At 63.0% G+C, this 18,028-nt stretch carries 16 protein-coding genes; 4 read left to right on the forward strand and 12 right to left on the reverse strand.

The genetic code is table 11. The features are described 5' to 3' along the window. Nucleotides 1-3: 3 nt before the first annotated feature. Entirely contained in the window at nt 4-2,658 is a 2,655-nt protein-coding gene (locus JZZ72_RS15590) for a DEAD/DEAH box helicase (RefSeq protein WP_054916189.1), read from the forward strand. A gap of 73 nt (nt 2,659-2,731) precedes the next feature. Here JZZ72_RS15590 and nagZ read toward each other — a convergent pair whose 3' ends face one another. From nagZ to JZZ72_RS15605, 3 genes are read right to left on the reverse strand one after another with little or no spacing between them, the layout of a single operon-like run. Beyond that, nucleotides 2,732-3,730, reverse strand: a complete 999-nt coding sequence (gene nagZ / locus JZZ72_RS15595) for a beta-N-acetylhexosaminidase (RefSeq protein ID WP_173925092.1) — start codon at nt 3,728-3,730, stop codon at nt 2,732-2,734. Between the two features lie 22 nt (nt 3,731-3,752). After that, a complete protein-coding gene (locus JZZ72_RS15600) occupies nt 3,753-4,277 on the reverse strand; it encodes a L,D-transpeptidase (protein WP_210014680.1) in 525 nt (174 codons plus the stop codon). Between the two features lie 45 nt (nt 4,278-4,322). Continuing rightward, complete coding sequence (locus JZZ72_RS15605; RefSeq protein ID WP_043864562.1) at nt 4,323-5,036, reverse strand: TetR/AcrR family transcriptional regulator; 714 nt, start codon at nt 5,034-5,036, stop codon at nt 4,323-4,325. A 228-nt stretch (nt 5,037-5,264) separates the two neighbouring features. Here JZZ72_RS15605 and lexA point away from each other — a divergent pair, with 228 nt between their 5' ends. Both lexA and sulA read left to right on the forward strand, forming a co-directional pair. Beyond that, the gene (gene lexA, locus JZZ72_RS15610; RefSeq protein WP_043864563.1) at nt 5,265-5,873 is read left to right on the forward strand and encodes a transcriptional repressor LexA; all 609 of its coding nucleotides are present in this window, start codon (nt 5,265-5,267) and stop codon (nt 5,871-5,873) included. A gap of 12 nt (nt 5,874-5,885) precedes the next feature. Further along, complete coding sequence (gene sulA / locus JZZ72_RS15615) at nt 5,886-6,368, forward strand: SOS-induced cell division inhibitor SulA (protein WP_054916190.1); 483 nt, start codon at nt 5,886-5,888, stop codon at nt 6,366-6,368. Between the two features lie 66 nt (nt 6,369-6,434). Here sulA and JZZ72_RS15620 read toward each other — a convergent pair whose 3' ends face one another. The 8 genes from JZZ72_RS15620 to JZZ72_RS15655 form a co-directional block, all read right to left on the reverse strand. After that, a complete protein-coding gene (locus tag JZZ72_RS15620; RefSeq protein ID WP_043864565.1) occupies nt 6,435-6,671 on the reverse strand; it encodes a hypothetical protein in 237 nt (78 codons plus the stop codon). A 50-nt stretch (nt 6,672-6,721) separates the two neighbouring features. Then, a complete protein-coding gene (locus JZZ72_RS15625) occupies nt 6,722-7,243 on the reverse strand; it encodes a DUF6586 family protein (RefSeq protein WP_043864566.1) in 522 nt (173 codons plus the stop codon). An 89-nt stretch (nt 7,244-7,332) separates the two neighbouring features. Continuing rightward, nucleotides 7,333-8,085 (reverse strand): HAD-IB family hydrolase, encoded by a 753-nt coding sequence (locus JZZ72_RS15630; RefSeq protein WP_210014681.1) that lies wholly within the window; start codon nt 8,083-8,085, stop codon nt 7,333-7,335. Nucleotides 8,086-8,224: 139 nt separating this feature from the next. Further along, entirely contained in the window at nt 8,225-10,831 is a 2,607-nt protein-coding gene (gene topA, locus JZZ72_RS15635) for a type I DNA topoisomerase (RefSeq protein ID WP_043864567.1), read from the reverse strand. 100 nt (nt 10,832-10,931) lie between these two features. Next, a complete protein-coding gene (locus JZZ72_RS15640) occupies nt 10,932-11,183 on the reverse strand; it encodes a DUF1653 domain-containing protein (RefSeq protein ID WP_043864568.1) in 252 nt (83 codons plus the stop codon). 79 nt (nt 11,184-11,262) lie between these two features. Then, on the reverse strand, nt 11,263-12,438 hold the full coding sequence (fadA, locus tag JZZ72_RS15645; protein WP_043864569.1) for an acetyl-CoA C-acyltransferase FadA: 1,176 nt from the start codon (nt 12,436-12,438) through the stop codon (nt 11,263-11,265). A 29-nt stretch (nt 12,439-12,467) separates the two neighbouring features. Next, nucleotides 12,468-14,615, reverse strand: a complete 2,148-nt coding sequence (gene fadB / locus JZZ72_RS15650; protein WP_043864570.1) for a fatty acid oxidation complex subunit alpha FadB — start codon at nt 14,613-14,615, stop codon at nt 12,468-12,470. Nucleotides 14,616-15,054: 439 nt separating this feature from the next. Continuing rightward, nucleotides 15,055-15,492, reverse strand: coding sequence for a hypothetical protein (locus JZZ72_RS15655; protein WP_210014682.1), 438 nt, complete (start codon nt 15,490-15,492; stop codon nt 15,055-15,057). A 108-nt stretch (nt 15,493-15,600) separates the two neighbouring features. Here JZZ72_RS15655 and JZZ72_RS15660 point away from each other — a divergent pair, with 108 nt between their 5' ends. Beyond that, entirely contained in the window at nt 15,601-16,044 is a 444-nt protein-coding gene (locus JZZ72_RS15660; RefSeq protein WP_043864572.1) for a universal stress protein, read from the forward strand. 42 nt (nt 16,045-16,086) lie between these two features. On the opposite strand, the gene JZZ72_RS15665 is transcribed toward JZZ72_RS15660, so the two are convergent. Then, a complete protein-coding gene (locus tag JZZ72_RS15665; protein ID WP_210014683.1) occupies nt 16,087-18,006 on the reverse strand; it encodes an ATP-binding cassette domain-containing protein in 1,920 nt (639 codons plus the stop codon). Between the last annotated feature and the right edge of the window lie 22 nt (nt 18,007-18,028).

Below are 18,028 nucleotides of genomic sequence, written 5' to 3' on the forward strand. Positions count from 1 at the left end.
GCCATGTCGACCACACTGCAGCGCGCGCTCAAGAGCAAGCTCTGGCGCGAACAATTCGGCCCCAAGACCCTCACCCGAGGGCTTGACTATGCAGACAACAAGCGCGTCAGGCTCGTTTCGGTTGACGACAAGGGCGCGACAACCCTGTGCCACGGGTCCGGCGGCAACCTCTACCGTCAGACCCTGCTGATCGAAGGCGACGTTCACCCCCTCCTGATCGCCACCTGCAGCTGCCCTGTCCGCCAGAACTGCAAGCATTGCGCAGCGGCGCTGTACACCCTGACGGAGCGGCTGACGGCCAACGACTTTCCGCCGCCTCCAGCCACGGCGACCTACCAGAACCAGGTCATCGAAAATGTGCCGGCTGTTGCGCACCTCACCCTGGGCAGCTACGAATTCACCGCCTACATGCCCAAGACCGGCAAGATGCAGCGCCAGTTGCAACACCGTGCGGCACTGGCGTTCACCTATGACGGGCAGCGCACCAGCGACAAGAGCAGCAGCGAAGTCATCCGTATCGACGGCAACGTCCGCCAGCGTATCCAGCGTCAGCCAGACGCCGAAAAGGCGCTGCGCCAGACCTTGAAGAAAATGGGCTTCAGCGTTGCCACGCGCCAGAGCAAGGCATTGCCCGACAGCGCCGGCGAAATGCTGCAGATGGCCGACGACCAGGCCTGGCTGCAGTTCGCCCGCACCGGCATCGATACCCTGCGTGCAGCCGGCTGGGAGGTGGAAGTGAGGCCCGACTTCGCCTTCAACCTGCATGACATCGACGACTGGTACGCCGATGTCGAGGAAGCGCCGGGGCGCGAATGGTTCGACCTGGAGCTGGGCATCGTGGTCAACGGCCAGCGCCACAGCCTGCTGCCGATCGTGCTGCACCTGCTGCGCAGCAACCCCGAACTGCTGCGCCCCAGCGAACTGGCCCGGCGCAGCGACGACGAGCACCTGCTGATCGACCTGAACCGCGCCCGCCATGACAGCCCGGCGCTGCGCGTGGCCTTGCCCTACGCACGCATCAAGCCGCTGATGGCCACCCTGGGCGAGCTGTACCTGGGCAATGACAGCGGGCCTTCGCTGCGCCTGGCAGCGCCGGATGCCGCGCGCCTGAGCAGCATCGACGACATGGCGCTGACCTGGCGCGGCGGCGACCGGGTACGCGACTTTGCCCGCCGCCTGCGCGAGTCCAGGCGTACCGACATCGCCGCCCCCGAGGGCCTGAACGCCACGCTGCGACCCTACCAGCTCGAAGGCCTGAACTGGTTGCAGACCCTGCGCGAACTGGAGGTCGGCGGGATCCTGGGCGACGACATGGGCCTGGGCAAGACCCTGCAGACCCTGGCGCACCTGCTCACCGAAAAGAACGCGGGGCGCCTGCAGCGCCCTGCCCTGGCCGTGATGCCGACCAGCCTGATCCCCAACTGGCTCGACGAAGCGCAGCACTTCACCCCGCAGCTGCGCGTGCTGGCCCTGCATGGCCCCGGCCGCACCCGACACTTCGCCGACCTTGACCAGTACGACCTGGTACTGACCACCTACGCCCTGCTGCCCCGCGACCTGGCTCACTTCACCGCGCAGCCCTGGCACCTGCTGATTCTGGATGAAGCGCAGAACATCAAGAACGCCAACAGCAAGGCCGCCGAAGCGGCGCGCGAGATCCAGGCCAACCAGCGCCTGTGCCTGACCGGCACACCGATGGAAAACAACCTGGGCGAACTGTGGTCGATCTTCCACTTCCTGCTACCCGGCTGGCTGGGCGACAGCAAGGCCTTCAGCCGCGATTACCGCACCCCTGTCGAACGCCATGGCGACGTCGAGCGCATGGCGCATCTTGCCGCGCGCATCAAGCCATTCCTGCTGCGCCGCACCAAGGAACAGGTGGCCCGCGAACTGCCGGCCAAGACCGAGATCGTGCATTGGGTGGAGCTGAGCGACGCGCAGCGCGACACCTACGAAACGGTGCGGGTGGCGATGGACAGGAAGGTCCGCGAGGAAATCACCCGCAACGGCGCGGCACGCAGCCAGATCGTGATTCTGGATGCGTTGCTCAAGCTGCGTCAGGTGTGCTGCGATCTGCGCCTGGTCAAAAGCATTGCGCCAAGAACCACCCATTCGGACAAGGGCAAGCTGGGCAGCCTGATGCAGATGCTCGACGAACTGCTCAGCGAAGGGCGACGCATCCTGCTGTTCTCGCAGTTCACCTCGATGCTCGAACTGATCGAGCAGGAGCTGCACAAGCGTGGCGTCCGCTACAGCCTGCTGACCGGTGAAACCCGCGACCGGCGCACCCCGGTGCAGCAGTTCCAGAGCCTGCAGACGCCACTGTTTCTGATCAGCCTCAAAGCGGGCGGCACCGGCCTCAACCTCACCGCGGCCGACACGGTGATCCACTATGACCCGTGGTGGAACCCGGCCACCGAAAACCAGGCCACCGACCGCGCCTACCGCATCGGCCAGGACAAGCCGGTGTTCGTCTACAAGCTGATTACACGGGGCACGGTGGAAGAGAAGATCCAGAAGTTGCAACAGGAGAAGGCAGCGCTGGCTGCAGGCTTGCTGGAGGGGCGTCAGGCGGGGGACTGGAAGCTGGCGGATGAAGACATTGATGCGCTGTTTGCGCCGTTGCCCGGGAAGCGGCAGGCCGCGAAAATTAGTTGAGCCTTTCGCCGGCAAGGCCGGCTCCTACAGGTATCGCAGCACCTGCAGGAGCCAGCCTTGCCGGCGCAGGACCTCAGTCGATCAGTTGTGCATCTTTCAGCGCGCCAAGCGCCTCCAGCCAGCGGGGCTGCTGGCGGTAATCGGTACGCGCAAAACCCTGCCCGCGCATCTGCGCGATCCGCGGCGACGGCCTCACCCTCAACCGCTGCGCCGCGGACAACGCAAGCTCGGCAGCCGCCCGATCATTGCACACCAGGCCCATGTCGCAACCGGCACTCAGCGCCGCCTCGATACGGCTGGCGGCGTCCCCCACCACATGCGCACCGGCCATCGACAGGTCATCGCTGAAGATCACCCCATCAAAGCCCAGCTCGCCACGCAGAATCTCCTGCAGCCAGCGCCGCGAGAAGCCGGCCGGCTGGTTATCGACCTGTGGATAGATCACGTGCGCCGGCATCACCGCCGCCAACTGCCCGCTCAGGCGCGTGAACGGCACCAGGTCGGCTGCGCGGATCTGCTCCAGGCTGCGCTCGTCGGTGGGTATCGCCACATGCGAATCCGCCTCGGCCCAGCCATGCCCCGGGAAGTGCTTGCCGCAGGCCGCCATGCCCGCCGCGTTCATGCCGCGAATGAAGGCACCGGCAAGCAAGGTGGCGCGCTGCGGGTCACCCTCGAAGGCGCGACTGCCAACCACCGCGCTGCGCTGGTGGTCAAGGTCCAGCACCGGAGCAAAGCTCAAGTCGAGCCCTACCGCCAGCACTTCGGTTGCCATCAGCCAGCCGCAGTGTTCGGCCAGGCGCTCGGCATTGGGGTTGTCTGCAATCGCACGCATCGCGGGCAAGCGCACGAAGCCCTGGCGCAGGCGCTGTACGCGACCACCCTCCTGGTCCACGGCCAGGATCAGGTCCGGGCGCACGGCACGGATAGACGCACTCAGTTCGCGCACCTGGCGCGGGCATTCGATGTTGCGGGCAAAGATGATCAGGCCGGCCACTTCGGGCTGACGCAGCAGGTGGCGGTCTTCGGCAGTCAGCCAGGTGCCGGCCACGTCGACCATCAGGGAGCCTTGCAGGCGGGTACTCATAAATGATCCTTCAGTTGAGGGGCGCGCTCGCCCACTGGGGGCAGGCGGCTTCTTCGATCTGTACCGGGCAATGCACAGGCACCCGGTCGAACAGCGCTACCAGGTCGGCGTTGCGCAGGCGTATGCAGCCGTGGGACAACGGCACACCCATGGGTTCGCTGTCGGGCGTGCCGTGCAGGTAGATATAGCGGCGGAACGTATCCACGGGCCCGAGGCGGTTGCGCCCCGGCTCGCGACCGCTGAGCCAGAGAATGCGCGAGAGAATCCAGTCGCGCCCAGGGAACTGCGCGTGCAGGTCGGGCGTCCAGACCTCGCCGGTCCAGCGACGCCCGCGCAGCACCGCGCCCTGAGGCAAGCCCGCGCCAATCTTCGCACGCACCTGATGCAGCCCGCGCGGTGTACAACCGGAGCCGTTGTGCTCGCCCGGGCCATTGAGTGCGGTGGACACCGCAAGACGCACCGCCAGTCGCCCCTGGGCGAACCCATAAAGGCACTGGTCGGCGATGGAAATGTGCAGCAAATCGAGATTAGGCATGGGCGCTAGCTTAGCCGAAGCCGGCTGTGCCGCCCAGCCGGGGAATCAGGCCTTTGCCGGTACCGGGGCGTGGCTGGTCTTGCTGCGCGGACGCAACTGCGCCGCCGCCATCGCCTCGTCCGTGACCCCACTGTCGGCACGCATGCCGGCGGCCAGGAACGGCACCATCAGGCGCATGACCTGCTCGATCGAGGTATTGACCCCGAAATCGGTCTCGGCAATGGCGCGCAGGGCCTTGATGCCCGACATGCTGAACGCTGCAGCGCCGAGCATGAAATGCACGCGCCAGAACAGTTCAAGGGGAGGAATCTGTGGCGCGGCCTCGTTGACCAGCAGCATGTAGCGGCGGAACACCTTGCCGTACATGTCTTCGAGGTAACGACGCAGGTGGCCCTGGCTCTGGCTGAAGGCCAGGCCCAGCAGGCGCATGAAGATCGACAGGTCATTGCCGCTGCGCGGCTGCACCACCAGCGCCTGCTCGACCAGCATCTCCAGCAGTTCTTCAAGGCTGGGCTTGTGCTCGGGGCGCGCCTGGCGCCGCTCGAGCTCACGCTCCAGGCTCTGGCAGAACGGCCCTAGAAAACGCGAGAAGACCGCCTGGATCAGCGCCTTCTTCGAACCGAAATGGTAGTTCACCGCCGCCAGGTTGACGCCGGCCTTGCTGGTGATCAGCCGCAATGAGGTTTCGGCAAAACCTTTTTCCGCGAACAACTGCTCGGCAGCATCGAGAATGCGTTCAACGGTTTCCGACTGGGCCATGACTACTCCGCGAGACAAACACTTGTTTGAAACATACGTTTCAAGGCAGGGTTCTGTCAAGTACGCACGGGCGTTTTGTGCCCGGCCGGTCATGGTATTGAAGGCAGCGACAAGCCACAAGCCGGAAGCGGCAGGCAGCTGCGGGCATGCTTGGAGCTTGCCGCTTGTAGCTTGCCGCTATCACTGTATATAATCCCAGTCACTGTATAAAAAGACAGAGCGATCGACATGCTAAAACTGACGCCACGCCAAGCTGAGATTCTGGCTTTCATCAAGCGCTGCCTCGAAGACAACGGCTTCCCGCCCACCCGCGCGGAAATCGCCCAGGAACTGGGGTTCAAATCCCCCAACGCCGCCGAAGAGCATCTGAAGGCACTGGCCCGCAAGGGTGCAATCGAGATGACCCCTGGCGCCTCGCGCGGCATCCGCATTCCGGGGCTCGAGAGCAAGCCCGATGAAAACGCCCTGCCCATCATTGGCCGCGTGGCTGCGGGTGCCCCTATCCTCGCCCAGCAGCACATCGAGGAATCCTGCGCCATCAACCCGGCCTTCTTCCACCCCCGCGCCGACTACCTGCTGCGCGTGCACGGCATGAGCATGAAGGACGTCGGTATCGTCGACGGCGACCTGCTGGCCGTACACACCTGCCGCGAAGCGCGCAATGGTCAGATCGTCGTAGCCCGCCTGGGTGACGAAGTGACGGTCAAGCGCTTCAAACGGGAAGGCAACAAGGTCTGGCTGATCGCCGAGAACCCCGAATTCGCCCCTATCGAAGTCAACCTGAAAGAGCAGGACCTGGTCATCGAGGGCTTGAGCGTCGGCGTTATCCGCCGCTAATAAGGAGGCGTCATGCAGTTCCCCCACGTACCACAGCAAGCACAGTTGCCCTTGTTCGAAGCATTCCTGGCCCAGCCGGTACTGCCGCGGGTCAAAACCAGGCAGCCCGCCCGGCAAAGCAACAAGCCGCAGGCATTCAGCGAGCTGTCCTTGCGTGGCGCGCTGGAGCACTGCCAAAGCCTGCTGGCACCGGTGCTACGCGACCTGAGCGAACTGAGTGAAGAGCATGACGCCCGCTGGCTTACCCTGATCGCCCCACCCGGTAGCCTCACCCAGGCCTGGCTGAGGGACGCAGGGCTCAACCGCGAACGCATACTGCTGCTGCAGCCTCGCGGCAACCAGAGTGCGCTGCAACTGGCCTGTGATGCCCTGCGCCTGGGGCGCAGCCATACGGTGGTCACCTGGTTCAATCCGGTCAGCAACGGCGCCCGCCTGCAACTGACCAATGCTGCCCGTGCGGGTGACGCACAAAGCCTGAATATCCGCCTGGGCTGATACTCGCTGAACGCTCGAAGGGTATGCAGCAGGCTTCCTCAGGACGAGGAAGCCGGATACTGACGGTCAGTGCAGAACCCGTGGGCCTGCATGTTCCTGTTCGATCTCGCCTTCAACCAACTTGCCGGCCATCTGCACACCAACGCTGAGCATGGCCTTGGCCACCTCGACGTGTTGGCCCTGCAGGAACGCCTTGGCATCTTCCGAAAAATCCAGGGTTACCAACGACCCCTCGTCCTCGGCGCGGCGCAACTCGATGCGACCGTCAGGCAACTCTACAATTTCTAGAAAGGACGTGGGCATAAAAGACTGTTCTCCAGGAAAGGCCGGCATTGTACCAGCCACTGGCAGGATCAGCACTCACTCAGACCTTCGCGAAAACGCACCACGAGGCGTTTGAGATTCTGCCGCCAGCTCTCCAGTTCTTCGCGCGACAGCGCTGGCGCCTCGGGTTCATCCAGGCTCACGGCCTGAATCAACGGTTGGGTCACATCACCTTTGGGCGCCTTGGTCGCGACAGGTGGTCGGAACAAATCGGCATAAGCCCTGAGCAGTTGCGCCAGCCAGGTTTCAGGCTGCTCGGCGAGTTCGACCAGTTCAGCCAGCTCGGGAATGGCAATGGTCGCCAGTACTTCACGGCTCAGCAGTTGCTCGGCACGCAGCGCGCCGGCCTGGGGCAAGCGATAATAGCCACCGATCTCATGACACAGCCCCAACAGCGCACCATACAGGTGAAACAGCGCAGACTCCCTCTCGGCCTGGGTCTGCGCCTGGGCGTTCATGGCGCGACTGTCCTGCGCCTTGCCCAGTGCCTCCAGGGCCAGACCGGCGAAATAGATCTTCTGGTTGGTACGGGTATAGAGTTCCTGGGCCATCGAGGCGCGCTCCGAGGGAGTGTGAGGCGGGGGCTCAGTTTCTGTGATGGATCGCAGGCACGCAAGCTGAATCACCGCAGGCGTGAGGCTCAACCGCCCTTGCGGTCATCGTTGCGCGGCAAACCGCCAACCGTGGTTGCAGCCGAGTCTTTCGGCGTGGCCGGGGTGACCGGGCCGTAGATCTTTTCGATGCGCAGGCGGCCACGCTGCCACGCGGGATGAAAGTGCCGCCAGTGTGCGTCCTGAGCCGCGGCCAGCAGCTCATGGTCGCCCCGCGTGTCGCCCCAGGCGCGCATGCGGTACTGCGTCAGCACCCCGTAAACCGCCTCCAGGCGCAGAACCTTGGCTTCGCAGCGGCAGTTGTCGCCACTGATCCTGCCGGTCAGCACGCCATCGATCACCTCCAGCTCGGTGCCGATCAGCTTGATGCCCAACTGTTCGGCAAAGGGCTTGAGCACCAGCGCCGGCGATGCCGAACAGATCGTCACCTCGGCACCAGAGGCCAGTTCCTGTTTCACCGAAATCACGCCCTGCGGGCGCATGAGCCGGGCCCACGCCTGCGACTTGAACGCCACCGCCTTCTGCGCGACCCATTGCTCTTTCACACCCGCAAGAAACGTCTGGATCAACTGGGCCTTGAGTTCATCGCGGCTGATCCGCCGCCCCAGATAGCGCAGGCTTGGCCAGATCATCCGCAGCATGCGGCGAGCAAAAAAGCCGTTGCCGAAAGCGAACCTCAAAAAAGGTACAAAGCTGTCACGGCGGGTCAGCGTGCCATCGAAATCGAACACCGACAGGATTCTGGCCGACTGCGGCCCTGCTTCCAACATTTCCTGACTCATCTGCTTGCCTCTGCTCGATGGTGTACAGCCCTGGCGGAGAAACGTCCCGATCAAACATCACAACCGTTCGCTGACATGACTAAAAAAAAGGCTGCGTCCAGGATCACCAGATGCAGCCTCTTGTAGCCGATTCTATCGCTTAGCGCTTGTCTTCCACCTTCCACGCCTTGCCGTCATAGAACGCTCGCCAGCCGGTCGGCTTGCCGTCGACCTCGGTCTGCACATACTGCTCCTTGGTCTTGCGGCTGTAGCGGATCACCGTAGGGCGACCGTCCGGGTCCTTCTTCGGCGCTTCACAGAGGAAGTGATACTTCGGATCGATCTCGTCCTTGTGCGGCACGATCTCCATCACCAGGGGGGCGCGGGTCTCGCGGTTCTTCGGGAACTGGCTGGCGGCCAGGAACAGGCCCGAAGCCCCGTCACGCAACACATAGGTGTCGTTGACCTTCTCGCACTTGAGCTCGGGCATCTTCACCGCGTCCATCTTCGGCGGCGCCGCCTCGCCGCTCTTGAGTAGCTTGCGGGTGTTCTTGCACTCCGGGTTGGTACAGCCGAAGAACTTGCCGAAACGACCGGTTTTGAGCTGCATCTCGCTGCCGCACTTGTCACACTCAAGGCTCGGGCCCTCGTAGCCCTTGATGCGGTAGCTGCCTTCCTCGATCTCGTAGCCCGTGCAATCGGGGTTGTTGCCGCAGATGTGCAGCTTGTGTTTCTCGTCGAGCAGGTAGGCGTCCATCGCCGTGGCGCAGATCGGGCAGCGGTGCTTGCCCAACAGCACGCGCGACTCGGACTCGCCCTCGTCGTCGGCGGCAATCTCGTCACCTGGCACCAGGTTCACGGTGGCCTTGCAACGCTCTTTGGGCGGCAGGCTGTAGCCCGAGCAACCGAGGAACACACCCGTGGAGGCTGTGCGGATCATCATGTGCCTGCCGCATTCCTTGCAGGCAATGTTGGTCGGGGTCGGCTGGTTGGCACGCATGCCCTTTTCGGCATCTTCAGCCAGTTGCAGCTTCTTGCTGAAGTCGCCATAGAACTCGTCCAGCACGTTTTTCCAGTCGCGCTCGCCCTGGGCCACATCGTCGAGGTTCTCTTCCATGCCGGCGGTGAAGCCGTAGTCCATCAGGTTGGAAAAGCTCTCGGACAGACGCTCGGTCACGATGTCGCCCATCTTCTCGGAGTAGAAGCGGCGGTTGTGCAGGGTCACATAGCCACGGTCCTGGATGGTGGAGATGATCGCCGCGTAGGTGGATGGACGACCGATACCGCGTTTTTCCATTTCCTTGACCAGGCTCGCTTCCGAGAAACGTGCCGGCGGCTTGGTGAAGTGCTGGCTCGGATCGAGCTTGATGAGCTTGAGCACTTCGCCCTGGTTCATTTCCGGCAGTACATCGTCATCGCCCGGCTTGCTCTGCTGCGGCAACACACGGGTGTAACCGTCGAACTTGAGGATACGGCCCTTGGCACGCAACTCGAACTCGCCCGCCGTGACGCTGACGGTGGTCGACAGGTACTGCGCCGGCGGCATCTGGCAGGCCAGGAACTGGCGCCAGATCAGCTCGTACAGGCGCTCGGCATCACGTTCCATGCCGCTGAGCTTGGTCGGGTGCGTGGCCACGTCCGAAGGTCGGATCGCTTCGTGCGCTTCCTGTGCGCCTTCCTTGCTGCCGTAGACGATCGGCGCTTCTGGCAGGTACTTCTTGCCGAACTCGCTTTCGATGTAGCTGCGCGCCATTTCCACCGCATCGACCGAAAGGTTGGTCGAGTCGGTACGCATGTAGGTGATGTAGCCGGCTTCGTACAGGCGCTGGGCCATCATCATGGTCTTCTTCACACCGAAGCCGAGGCGATTGCTCGCCGCCTGCTGCAGGGTCGAGGTGATGAACGGCGCCGAGGGCTTGCTGCTGGTCGGGCGGTCTTCACGCTTGGCAATGGTGTAGCTGGAAGCCTTGAGCTTCTCCAGCGCGGCCATGGCCTGGGCTTCGTTGAGCGGCTTGAAGGCCTCGCCGTTCTGGCGAGCCACCTCGAAGCGCACCTTGGCGTCCTTGGCAGTACCCAGGTCGGCGTGCACTTCCCAGTACTCTTCGGGGATGAATGCGCGAATCTCGCGCTCACGCTCCACCACCAGCTTCACGGCCACCGACTGCACCCGGCCGGCCGACAGGCCACGGGCGATCTTCTGCCACAGCAGTGGCGAGACCATGTAGCCCACCACGCGATCGAGGAAGCGACGCGCCTGCTGTGCATTGACACGGTCGATGTCCAGCTCGCCCGGCTGGGAGAAGGCCTCCTGGATGGCCTTCTTGGTGATTTCGTTGAACACCACGCGCTTGTAGCGGCTGTCATCCCCACCGATGGCTTCGCGCAGGTGCCAGGCAATGGCTTCCCCCTCGCGATCCAAGTCGGTTGCGAGATAGATGGTGTCGGCATCCTTGGCCAGGCGGCGCAACTCCTCGATGACCTTTTCCTTGCCCGGAAGGATCTCGTACTTGGCCTTCCAGCCGTGGTCCGGGTCGACGCCCATGCGCGCCACCAGTTGCTTGCGCGCCTTTTCTTTCGGCGACAGCGCGGGTGCCTCGCCGGCAGCAGCCTTGCCGCGCTTGGCAGCAGGCTCCTTGCTGGCGGAACCGCTGGTGGGCAGGTCTCGGATATGGCCGATACTCGACTTCACCACGTACTGGTTGCCCAGGTACTTGTTGATGGTCTTGGCCTTAGCCGGGGATTCCACAATGACCAGCGATTTGCCCATGGATCGGAAAATTCCTGAATAACGAAAATAAAAACACGGCAGGTACCTGACGTGGCACCGCTATATATAGTGGCAACAGAGTGAGGTCAAGCGCCGAAGGTTAGCCCACTTGCGCATCGGCACGCGAAAACCGCTCGGGTTCGGCCTCGACCAAAGCAAAGCGCGGCACGTGCTCGCCGTCAACCTCGACCGACTCGGTGAACATCGAAAGCGGGCGTACCCACAGGCCGAAATCGCCGTACAGGGCCTGGTAGAACACCACCCACTCCTCGGTCTCGGAATGGCGCGCGGCACCGAATACACGATACTCAGGCCCTTTGTAATGCCGGTATACGCCTGGTTGTATCTGCATGCTGCCAACCCTCTTGAAAAAAAATCTGCAAAAAGCAAAAAACCGGGGCACAAGGCCCCGGCTTCCGACAACGAAACGCTTAGATGCGTTCGAAGACGGTGGTGATCCCCTGACCAAGGCCGACGCACATGGTCGAAACACCCAGGGTACCGCCATTCTGCTTCATGACATTGAGCAGAGTGCCGGAAATCCGCGCACCGGAGCAACCGAAAGGGTGACCCAGGGCGATTGCGCCGCCGTGCAGGTTAACCTTCTCATCCATCTTGTCGAGCACTTTCAGATCCTTGAGCACCGGCAGGGCCTGTGCAGCGAAGGCTTCGTTGAGCTCGAAGAAGTCGATATCGGCAATGCTCAGGCCCGCACGCTTGAGGGCTTTCTGGGTCGCCGGCACCGGGCCGTAGCCCATGATCGCAGGGTCCACGCCGGCCACCGCCATCGAGCGGATCACCGCCAGCGGCTGGATGCCCAGGTCCTGGGCACGCTGGGCCGACATCACGATCATGCACGAGGCGCCGTCGGTGATCTGCGAGGAGGTACCCGCTGTCACGGTGCCGCCCTTGGGGTTGAACGCCGGCTTCAACGCCGCCAGGCTTTCCAGGGTGGTGTCCGGGCGAATGGTTTCGTCGTAGTCGAAGACCTTGAGGAAGCCGTTCTCGTCATAACCCTGCATCGGGATGATTTCGTCCTTGAACTTGCCTTCGACCGTCGCCTTGTGGGCGAGCTGGTGCGAACGCAGACCGAAGGCGTCCTGCTGCTCACGGCTGATGCCATGCATCTTGCCCAGCATCTCGGCGGTCAGGCCCATCATGCCCGAGGCCTTGGCCGCATACAGCGACATGTGCGGGTTGGGGTCCACGCCGTGCATCATGCTCACGTGGCCCATGTGCTCGACACCGCCGACCACGAACACATCGCCGTTGCCGGTCATGATCGCCTGGGCGGCCGTGTGCAGCGCGCTCATCGACGAACCGCACAGGCGGCTGACAGTCTGGCCGGCCGCAGTGTGCGGGATCTGGGTCATCAGCGAAGCCATGCGCGCGATGTTCCAGCCCTGCTCCAGGGTCTGGTTCACGCAGCCCCAGATCACGTCCTCGACTTCACTCGGGTCGACCTTGACGTTGCGCTCCAGCAGCTTGCTGATCAGGTGCGCCGACATGTCTTCGGCGCGGGTGTTGCGGTGCATGCCGCCCTTGGAGCGGCCCATCGGCGTACGACCGAAGTCGACGATCACGACGTCTCTTGGATTCAAGCTCATACAATATTCTCGCTCTAGTCGTTGGGCGCTTAACCGAAGAAGCTCTGGCCGTTCTTGGCCATCTCGCGCAGCTTCTCGGTGGGGTGGTACAGCGCGCCCAGGTCGGCGTACTGGTCAGCCAGGGCAACGAACGCGGCCACACCGATCGAATCGATGTAGCGCAGTGCACCGCCACGGAACGGAGGGAAACCGATGCCGTAGACCAGGCCCATGTCGGCCTCGGCCGCCGTCTCGACGATGCCGTCTTCCAGGCAGCGCACGGTCTCCAGGCACAGCGGGATCATCATCCAGTTGATGATGTCCTCGTCGCTGACTTCACGCTGCTCGTAGACGATCGGCTTGAGCACTTCGAGCACCGACGGGTCGGCAACCTTCTTCTGCTTGCCGCGCTTGTCGGCCTCGTAGGCATAGAAACCCTTGCCGTTCTTCTGGCCCAGGCGCTTGGCTTCGTAGAGCACGTCGATGGCCGAACGACGGTCATCCTTCATGCGGTCCGGGAAGCCCTCGGCCATCACGTCGCGGCCGTGGTGGCCGGTGTCGATGCCGACCACGTCCATCAGGTACGCCGGGCCCATCGGCCAGCCGAATTTTTCCATGATCTTGTCGATGCGCACGAAGTCCACACCGGCGCTCACCAGCTTGGCGAAACCGCCGAAGTACGGGAACAGCACGCGGTTGACCAGAAAGCCCGGGCAGTCGTTGACCACGATCGGGTTCTTGCCCATCTTCTTGGCGTAGGCAACGGTAGTGGCCACCGCCAGTTCGCTGGACTTCTCGCCACGGATCACTTCCACCAGCGGCATCATGTGCACCGGGTTGAAGAAGTGCATGCCGACGAAGTTTTCCGGACGCTTGAGGGCCTTGGCCAGCAGGCTGATGGAAATGGTCGAGGTGTTGGAAGCCAGGATGGTGTCCGCCTTGACCTGGTCTTCGACCTCGGCCAGCACGGCCTGCTTGACCTTGGGGTTTTCGACCACGGCTTCCACCACCAGGTCCACATGACCGAAGTCGCCGTAGGACAGGGTCGGACGGATGCCGTTGAGCACTTCAGCCATTTTCGCGGCGGTCATGCGGCCCTTGTCGACGCGGCTGACCAGCAGCTTGGCGGCTTCGGCCAGGCCCTGCTCGATACCGTGCTCGTTGATGTCCTTCATCAGGATCGGCGTGCCTTTGGAGGCCGACTGATAGGCGATGCCGCCACCCATGATGCCGGCACCGAGTACGGCGGCCTGCTTCACGTCCTGGGCGATCTCGTCGTAGGCCTTGGCCTTTTTCTTCAGTTCCTGATCGTTCAGGAACAGGCCGATCAGGCTCTGGGCTGCCGAGGTCTTGGCCAGCTTGACGAAGCCGGCGGCTTCGACTTCCAGCGCTTTGTCACGCCCGAAGTTGGCGGCTTTCTGAATGGTCTTGATGGCTTCGACCGGCGCCGGATAGTTCGGGCCTGCCTGACCTGCCACGAAACCCTTGGCGGTCTCGAAGGCCATCATCTGCTCGATGGCGTTGAGCTTGAGCTTTTCCAGCTTCGGCTGGCGCTTGGCCTTGTGGTCGAGCTCGCCGCTGATGGCGCGCTTGATCAGTTCCAGGGCAGCTTCCTGAAGTTTCTCCGGGACCACCACTGCATCGACGGCACCGACTTTCAGTGCGTCTTCAGGGCGGTTCTCCTTGCCGGCGGCAATCCATTCGATGGCATTGTCGGCGCCGATCAGGCGCGGCAGGCGTACGGTACCGCCGAAGCCCGGGTAGATGCCCAGCTTGACTTCAGGCAGGCCGATCTTGGCCTTGGTCGACATGACGCGGAAGTCGGCCGCCAGGCACATTTCCAGGCCGCCGCCCAGCGCGATGCCGTTGATGGCGGCAACGGTCGGTACATCGAGATCTTCGAAATCGCTGAAGATTCTGTTGGCTTCGAGGTTGCCTGCAACCAGCTCCGCATCCGGCAGCTTGAAGTTGTCGACGAATTCGGTGATGTCGGCGCCGACAATGAACACGTCCTTGCCGCTGCTGACGATCACACCTTTGATCGACGCATCTGCCTTGATGGTGTCTACGGCCTGACGCAATTCATTCAGGGTAAGACGGTTGAACTTGTTGACGGACTCACCCTTGAGGTCGAACTTCAGTTCGACGATGCCGCTTTCAAGAGCCTTAACCGTGATGGCTTTACCTTCGTAAATCATCAACTGATCTCCACGATATGGAAGCTGAACTGTACACGCCGAACGCTGGCACGAAATTCGGCACCAGGCACACCCGTCAGCGCGATAGTCGGGATTCTGCGAGCGTCATGTGACATACAAACGCTCAATTCATACGCCCGTTTGATTTGGGTACGGACACATTCACCGAAAAGCCTGCCGTTGTCAAATACCCAAAAGCACGAGCAAAACGCGACTTTACGGTCATTTTGAGCGAAGGGGTGCGGGTTCAGCCTGTAGGTGATTGGCCATCATTCATGCAGGTGATCGGCCATGGATACGCATGAGAGAAGCAGCGAAGGGATAAAGCGCAGCTACACTGAGGGCATCGAAGAAATTTCCGGCCTGCCTGGCCTTTTTTTATTCAGTTGCCGGCCCCGCCATGGGGCAGGCCCTGGCGGTCAATCACACGACTCACGGGTCACGCCAGCGCCTTGAGCAACCGGGCAATGTCCTGCAACGCTGCGGCATCCCCCTTCTCTCCCCAGCACAACGCGATCATCTGCGGGTTGGCCTCGACCTTGTAGACACTCGCCGGCAGGCACGACAGGTGCTCGAGCACGCGCGCATCCTCGCAGGGCTCGCGCCACTGGTTGAGCCACACCCCTGGTGTCACCTGCCAGTAGCTCCAGCTGTCGGCATGCCCGCGACGGCGCGCGCAATGATACTGCGCGCAGGTATGCGGCGGCTCTTCGGGCAGCCAGTGCGGCCAGGTCTGCGGGGTGAGCTGCATGGCCAGCCCCATGCGCCGCGCCTCCAGGCGCAGGGCCATGCGCCCGCTGGTGCGACGCGAGGGCAACAGCCAGACCATGGGGCTGAGCATCAGCGCAAGGATTGACACTACTACCCAGAACGTCATATCTGTTATTCCTATAAAGACTTTGCAAATGAGCTGGTTAGCCGACATCGATGCGATCAGCCTGAAACCGACCATACTTTAACTATCGCGATTGTCAGGAGAGCCCTCATGCCCTACGAACACATTCTGGTCGCCGTCGACCTGACCGAAGAATGCGACCCGGTGATCAAGCGCGCTCGCGAGCTGGCCACGCCCAACGGCACCAAGGTTTCCCTGGTACATATCGTCGAGCCCATGGCCATGGCCTTCGGCGGCGACGTGCCGATGGACCTGTCGCAACTGCAGCAGCAACAGTTCGACCAGGCCAAGGAGCGCATGGACCGCCTGTTCAACAAGTATCCGGAGATCAACCGCGGCGATTCCCACCTGACCTACGGCCAGCCTCGCCAGGAGATCCACCAGTTGGCCAAGGACCAGAAATGCGACCTGATCGTGGTCGGCAGCCATGGCCGCCACGGCCTGGCGCTGCTGCTGGGCTCCACCGCCAATGATGTGCTGCACGGCGCACCGTGCGATGTGCTGGCGGTACGCCTGCAGAAGAAGGCCGACTGATACCAGAAGGCCCGCTGTTGGACACAGCGGGCCTTCTTCATATCAGCTGTCGAGCTCGGCCCAACGCTCCACCAGTGTGTCCAGCTCGCCCTGCAGCTTCTCGAGGCTGGCCAGCACGGCGGTGGTCTGGTCGATTGGCCGCTGATAGAAGCCTGCATCGGAAATCTCCGCCTGCACCGCAGCCATCTTCTGCTCCAGGGCATCGATCTGCCCCGGCAGCGCCTCCAGCTCGCGCTGCAGCTTGTAGCTGAGCTTCTTCTTGCCTTCATTGACCACCGGCGCTGCCGCAGGCTCGGGTGCAACGGCCTCGACCACCGCACTGTTGAGCTCGGACTTGCCCGACTTGCTTTCGGTCACGCCGAGCAGCTTGGGCGAACCGCCCTGGCGAATCCAGTCCTGATAGCCGCCCACGTACTCACGCACCTTGCCCTCGCCTTCGAACACCAGGGTGCTGGTGACCACGTTGTCGAGGAACGCCCGGTCGTGACTGACCATCAGCACGGTGCCCTTGAAACCCGCCAGCACCTCTTCGAGCAGCTCCAGGGTTTCCACGTCCAGGTCGTTGGTCGGCTCGTCGAGCACCAGCAGGTTGGCCGGCTTGCTGAACAGCTTGGCCAGCAGCAGGCGCGCACGCTCGCCACCGGACAACGCCTTGACCGGCGTGCGTGCACGCTGGGGGCTGAACAGGAAGTCGCCCAGGTAGCTCAGTACGTGACGGTTCTGCCCATCGATCTCGATGAAGTCACGGCCTTCGGCCATGTTCTCGATCACGGTCTTTTCCAGGTCAAGCTGATGGCGCAACTGGTCGAAGTAGGCCACTTCGAGACGCGTGCCCGACTCCACCTTGCCCGAGCTTGGCTCCAGGTCGCCCAGCATCAGCTTGAGCAGCGTGGTCTTGCCGGTACCGTTGGCGCCCAGCAGGCCGATACGGTCCTCGCGCTGCAGGACCATCGAGAAATCCTTGACCAGGTAAGGGCCATCGGGGTGTGCGAAGCTGACGTTTTCCAGCACCATCACCTGCTTGCCGGACTTTTCCGCCACGTCGAGCAGGATGTTGGCCTTGCCCTGGCGCTCGCGACGCTCGCTGCGCTCCACACGCAGTGCCTTGAGGGCGCGCACGCGGCCTTCGTTGCGGGTACGCCGGGCCTTGATGCCCTGGCGGATCCACACCTCTTCCTGGGCCAGTTTCTTGTCGAACAGCGCGTTGGCAGTCTCTTCGGCAGCCAGCGCAGCTTCCTTGTGCACCAGGAAGCTGGCGTAGTCGCCGTTCCAGTCGATCAACCCGCCACGGTCCAGTTCGAGGATGCGCGTGGCCAGGTTCTGCAGGAAGGAACGGTCGTGGGTAATGAACAGCACGGCGCCGCCAAAACCGCTCAGGGCATCTTCAAGCCAGGCGATGGCGCCGATGTCCAGGTGGTTGGTCGGTTCGTCGAGCAGCAGCAGGTCGGGCTCGGACACCAGCGCCTGGGCCAGCAGCACACGCCGACGCCAACCACCGGACAGCTCGGCCAGGGTCTTGTCGGCCGGCAGCTGCAGGCGGCTCAGGGTGCTGTCGACCAGTTGCTGCAAGCGCCAGCCATCGCGCGCCTCAAGGTCGCTCTGCACGTGCATGAGCTTTTCCAGGTCGGCGTCGGTGTGAATGTTCTGGCTCAGGTGGTGATACTCGGCGAGCAATGCACCGACACCGTCCAGGCCTTCGGCAACCACATCGAACACGGTGCGCCCGTCGGCCACCGGCAGTTCCTGCGGCAGCTCGCCGATCTTCAGGCCCGGGGCACGCCACACATCGCCTTCGTCGGGCTTCTGGTCGCCCTTGACCAGGCGCAGCATGCTCGACTTGCCCGTGCCGTTGCGGCCGATGATGCAGACCCGCTCACCACGGGCGATCTGCCAGGACGCCTTGTCCAGCAACGGCATGGCGCCGAACGCAAGGGACACATCGCTTAATTTGAGCAGGGTCATGATCTTCTCCAAAAACCGGGGG

The sequence above is a fragment of the Pseudomonas palmensis genome (assembly GCF_017848315.1).
In the GTDB taxonomy this organism is placed as follows: domain Bacteria; phylum Pseudomonadota; class Gammaproteobacteria; order Pseudomonadales; family Pseudomonadaceae; genus Aquipseudomonas; species Aquipseudomonas palmensis.

What these genes read in the sequence shown, in the direction of transcription:
- JZZ72_RS15590 (WP_054916189.1), top strand. Translation starts at nt 4, where the DNA reads ATGTCGACCACACTGCAGCGCGCGCTCAAGAGCAAGCTCTGGCGCGAA.
- JZZ72_RS15600 (WP_210014680.1), bottom strand. Translation starts at nt 4,277, where the DNA reads ATGCCTAATCTCGATTTGCTGCACATTTCCATCGCCGACCAGTGCCTT.
- JZZ72_RS15605 (WP_043864562.1), bottom strand. Translation starts at nt 5,036, where the DNA reads ATGGCCCAGTCGGAAACCGTTGAACGCATTCTCGATGCTGCCGAGCAG.
- lexA (WP_043864563.1), top strand. Translation starts at nt 5,265, where the DNA reads ATGCTAAAACTGACGCCACGCCAAGCTGAGATTCTGGCTTTCATCAAG.
- sulA (WP_054916190.1), top strand. Translation starts at nt 5,886, where the DNA reads ATGCAGTTCCCCCACGTACCACAGCAAGCACAGTTGCCCTTGTTCGAA.
- JZZ72_RS15620 (WP_043864565.1), bottom strand. Translation starts at nt 6,671, where the DNA reads ATGCCCACGTCCTTTCTAGAAATTGTAGAGTTGCCTGACGGTCGCATC.
- JZZ72_RS15625 (WP_043864566.1), bottom strand. Translation starts at nt 7,243, where the DNA reads ATGGCCCAGGAACTCTATACCCGTACCAACCAGAAGATCTATTTCGCC.
- JZZ72_RS15630 (WP_210014681.1), bottom strand. Translation starts at nt 8,085, where the DNA reads ATGAGTCAGGAAATGTTGGAAGCAGGGCCGCAGTCGGCCAGAATCCTG.
- topA (WP_043864567.1), bottom strand. Translation starts at nt 10,831, where the DNA reads ATGGGCAAATCGCTGGTCATTGTGGAATCCCCGGCTAAGGCCAAGACC.
- JZZ72_RS15640 (WP_043864568.1), bottom strand. Translation starts at nt 11,183, where the DNA reads ATGCAGATACAACCAGGCGTATACCGGCATTACAAAGGGCCTGAGTAT.
- fadA (WP_043864569.1), bottom strand. Translation starts at nt 12,438, where the DNA reads ATGAGCTTGAATCCAAGAGACGTCGTGATCGTCGACTTCGGTCGTACG.
- fadB (WP_043864570.1), bottom strand. Translation starts at nt 14,615, where the DNA reads ATGATTTACGAAGGTAAAGCCATCACGGTTAAGGCTCTTGAAAGCGGC.
- JZZ72_RS15655 (WP_210014682.1), bottom strand. Translation starts at nt 15,492, where the DNA reads ATGACGTTCTGGGTAGTAGTGTCAATCCTTGCGCTGATGCTCAGCCCC.
- JZZ72_RS15660 (WP_043864572.1), top strand. Translation starts at nt 15,601, where the DNA reads ATGCCCTACGAACACATTCTGGTCGCCGTCGACCTGACCGAAGAATGC.
- JZZ72_RS15665 (WP_210014683.1), bottom strand. Translation starts at nt 18,006, where the DNA reads ATGACCCTGCTCAAATTAAGCGATGTGTCCCTTGCGTTCGGCGCCATG.